4 protein-coding genes are annotated in these 3813 nt (G+C 25.3%); all 4 read right to left on the bottom strand.

What is annotated here, in order from left to right; translation table 11 throughout:
* Positions 1 to 278: 278 nt before the first annotated feature.
* From QZ288_RS11640 to QZ288_RS11625, 4 genes are read right to left on the bottom strand one after another with little or no spacing between them, the layout of a single operon-like run.
* On the bottom strand, positions 279 to 1115 hold the full coding sequence (locus QZ288_RS11640; protein WP_295159045.1) for a hypothetical protein: 837 nt from the start codon (positions 1113 to 1115) through the stop codon (positions 279 to 281).
* 17 nt (positions 1116 to 1132) lie between these two features.
* Positions 1133 to 1933 (bottom strand): hypothetical protein, encoded by an 801-nt coding sequence (locus QZ288_RS11635; RefSeq protein WP_295159043.1) that lies wholly within the window; start codon positions 1931 to 1933, stop codon positions 1133 to 1135.
* A gap of 2 nt (positions 1934 to 1935) precedes the next feature.
* Positions 1936 to 2706: a hypothetical protein gene (locus QZ288_RS11630; RefSeq protein ID WP_295159042.1), complete on the bottom strand. Its 771-nt coding sequence runs from the start codon at positions 2704 to 2706 to the stop codon at positions 1936 to 1938.
* A gap of 21 nt (positions 2707 to 2727) precedes the next feature.
* Positions 2728 to 3516, bottom strand: coding sequence for a hypothetical protein (locus tag QZ288_RS11625; protein WP_295159041.1), 789 nt, complete (start codon positions 3514 to 3516; stop codon positions 2728 to 2730).
* Between the last annotated feature and the right edge of the window lie 297 nt (positions 3517 to 3813).

Here is a 3813-nt window from a genome sequence, read left to right as displayed (position 1 = left end):
CGAGCAGCTGGCAACTGACATAAGGAAGTTGTCAGCTATTATTAAGCGAGTTTATAGCTAGCAATAATAAAAGAAATATAAAAATTATGAGCGTCTGACATTCGTAAGAATGGTAGGGATAATGCAGATATTGGTGAGCGATGAACAAGTTTTTTATGAATATAAATAAGAAATAAATAAACTATAATAAAAAATTATAAGCATATATCAAATTCACTGGCTATAATAAAAATAAACTAGAAGCTAATAATTATTAAAAAATATAAAATATTATAAAATTAATTATTAATGCCGTATTTTGCCTTGATATGATTTTTGCCAAAAGAAAGCCCGAATGAAATGCCTACGCTTAAATTATTATAACTCATAGAACCAAATATCGGAGCTTGTGTGCCAGTACTATCTGCATAATATTCTAAATGCTTGCTTCTGTTAAGATATTCTGTATTATATTTCATTCCAAAATCATAAGAAACATAAATACCGTACATAATGGATACTTTTTCTGTAAGTATATAATAAAAATCAAGATTATATTTCAAATATCCCATAACAGGAGTTTTGAATAAATTTTTTATATCTCTATATCCGTATTCATCTTTTCCGTATAATCCGTATAATATAGATTGATCTGTCATCGCACTGCTGCTTAAAACATTTCCTCCAAAGGGAGTTTTTACGCCTCCTGCCAATGTAAGAGAGTAGTAAAGATTTATTGCAGCTGAATAAAAATATATTTTTAATGCAATACCTGTATTTAATGTATGAAGCAAAGTTGTTTCTGAAGTTTTACCCATAATAGTGTTTACATATAATATTGATACAGGAGACATATAATAGCCTGCATCAAGCATTAAGCTTACGCTTTCTATTATAGGATTTCTAAGTTCAAAATTATATCCGCCTCTAAATAAAACTCCCATTTCTGCAGACAGTCCGTTATAGAATTCTTTAAATGATTTTTCTACAGCATAATCATTTTTTACACTGCTGTCAATATATGTGGCACTCATACCAAATGGAATATATAAATCAAATTCTGCTGCTGCAAAAAGTTTATTATTATTGAAAAAATATAAGGCAAACAATAAAATATATAAAAAAACTCTTTTCATTTTTATTTATCCATTTTTTAATTTTGAAGTTTAGGATTAACCCTTCCGAAAGAAGCCCCCAATATAATGCCTATTCCCAAAGATGAAGAGTTAAGTTTATTATAATATTCTGTATATGATGTATTATTTTGCTTTGAAATTTCATCATTTAATTTATATATATTATAATTCATACCTATATTATAGGATATATATAGTCCTATATTAAATGCTATATTATTATGTACAAAGAAAAAACTTTCCAATGTCAGTTTTATATAAGGTATTACTTTGCTGTCATAAAGTTCTTTTATGTATTTGCGGTTTCCAGATTCTTTTTGAGGTATAGGATTATTATTTTTAGAATAATCATCATCAAAGATATATGATATAGGTATTTTTACTCCTCCGCCCAAACCTATAGCAAAATTATTTCCTAAATAAAATTTCTGAATACCGCCTATATTTATACTATGAAATGTTATTTTAGAGTTTATTTCAGCATCTCCGTAAATATATTTATTATAATTAATAGCCATAGGATACATATAATAACCAAAATCAATCATAGTGCTTGTAGTTTTTAAAACTGTATTATCCAATTTAAAATTATATCCAATCTGTGCTAAAACTCCCATTTCAAATGAAAGCCCTGATTTTAATGATGAAATTGGTATCATAAGATTAGGTGCTGATATGACACTGTCGCCAATAGAGCCGTCAAAAAAATTATAGTTTCCGCCCATAGAAACAGATAAATTAAAATCTATAAAATCAGCAGCAAATATACTTAAACTTTTTATAATCAGCATTATAATAATAATTTTTGTAATTCTCATAATTAATACCCATTATCTCTTATGGCAAAACCTAAAGATATGCCTGCAGATAAACTAGAAACTTCTAATTTATTAAACATTTTAGAACCTATATTTTCTATTAAATAATTATTTATATAATCAGTATTGTATTTTAAAGCAAAATTATAATTTATATAAACCCCTGCCATAAATGATATATTTTTACTAATATGATAATATAAATTAACATCAAATTTTATATACGGTATAACAGCATTTTTAAAAACTTTTTTTATATCGCTGAAATCATAATATTCTTTTCCAGTTAAAAATGATTCATTTACAGTCGCCAGCTGACTTATAATATCACCTGAGAAAGGTGTTTTTACACCGCCGCCTATACCTACAGAATATGAAAAATTATAATCAGTTAAATGATTAACCATTTTTATTGAAACTCCTGTAGTTAAAGTATGAAGAAATGTAACTTCATAGAAAGTACCTATTTCAGAAGTATACATACTATATTCAATAGGAAGAGAATAAGCTGTATAACCTATAGTGCCTAATATACTTATGCTATTAATATATTTATTATTCAATTTGAAGTTATAGCCTATTTCAGAAAGAATGCCGGTACTATAAAACATATATTCATATACATTTTTCAAATATGGCTGACGATTATCAATACTTTTTTCTAAAGCGGATAAATTCATACCAAATGGTACGAATAAAGAAAAGTCTATTCCTGCAAAAACACTATTATAAAAAGTAAAAATAAGTATAATGTATTTTGAATATTTTTTCATAAAATAATAACCTTAAAATAATTATTCAATTCTTTTTATTTTATTGCTTCCTTTTCTTCCTATAGATAAGCCGATATTAATCCCAAAACTAACAGATGAATATGAATAGCTATGATAATTTTCCTGAGGAAAATAAGAATTTAATTTATCTGTATTAAATTTCATATCCATATTATATGTAAAATAAAAACCTATTAATAATGCTGTAAAATCATTAAAGAATATATATGAATCCAAAGTAAGTTTTATATAAGGAATAACTCTGCTGTCAAATAAAGATTTTATATAATTATAATCATACTTTCCGTCATTAATTGGAAACGGAGGTACGATTGCCTTATTTTCATCATTTTTTATAATATCAGCAGAGAAAGGTATTCTTATTCCGCCTCCTATACCTAATGATAAATTATCAAGTACATAAAACTTTTGAATTAATCCTATATGTAAAGTATGAAATAGTACATTATTTGTAATATAGCCGTTATTGTAATATGATGTTGACATCGGGGATAATTGATATCCCACTTCAGCCATTACGCTTATGCTTTTAAAAATGCTGTTTTTTATATGGAAATTATATCCTATTTGAGACTGCACTCCTGCTTCATAATAACTGCTGTCTTTTGAAGTGATTAATGAAACATAGCTTGCTTGAGATGTTATTTTCATATCAGAAAAAGTGTAGTTATATCCAAATGGTACAATAAAATTAAAATCTATTTCGGCAAATAATACAGAAGTAAATGAATATAATAAAAAAGCTATTGTCAATACAATTTTAATAACATATTTTTTTATGCATAACATTTTAGTATCTCATAAATAATATCATTATCAATATATAGTATACTATTACTATTTAAAGTCAACTTATAATTCTTTATTTTTACTTTTTTTGTATAATTAATTTTATGAAAAATAAGTCTTTATTATTAGCTGTATAGTATTAATAATGCGGTTTTAATTATAAGAATTAATAAAAACTTTATGCATAAATATTTTATTATTATTAATAAAAATTGTTTTATTGTTGCTAGCGATAAACTTTATATTATTGCTAATAAAAATTATGAGCTTTGATACTCTGCCATTCTGTGAATGTCA

Source organism: uncultured Brachyspira sp., assembly GCF_910578695.1.
Lineage (GTDB): Bacteria > Spirochaetota > Brachyspiria > Brachyspirales > Brachyspiraceae > Brachyspira.
The sequence above is the reverse complement of the archived record's forward strand: the minus strand, read 5'-3'. Positions and strand labels throughout refer to the sequence as shown.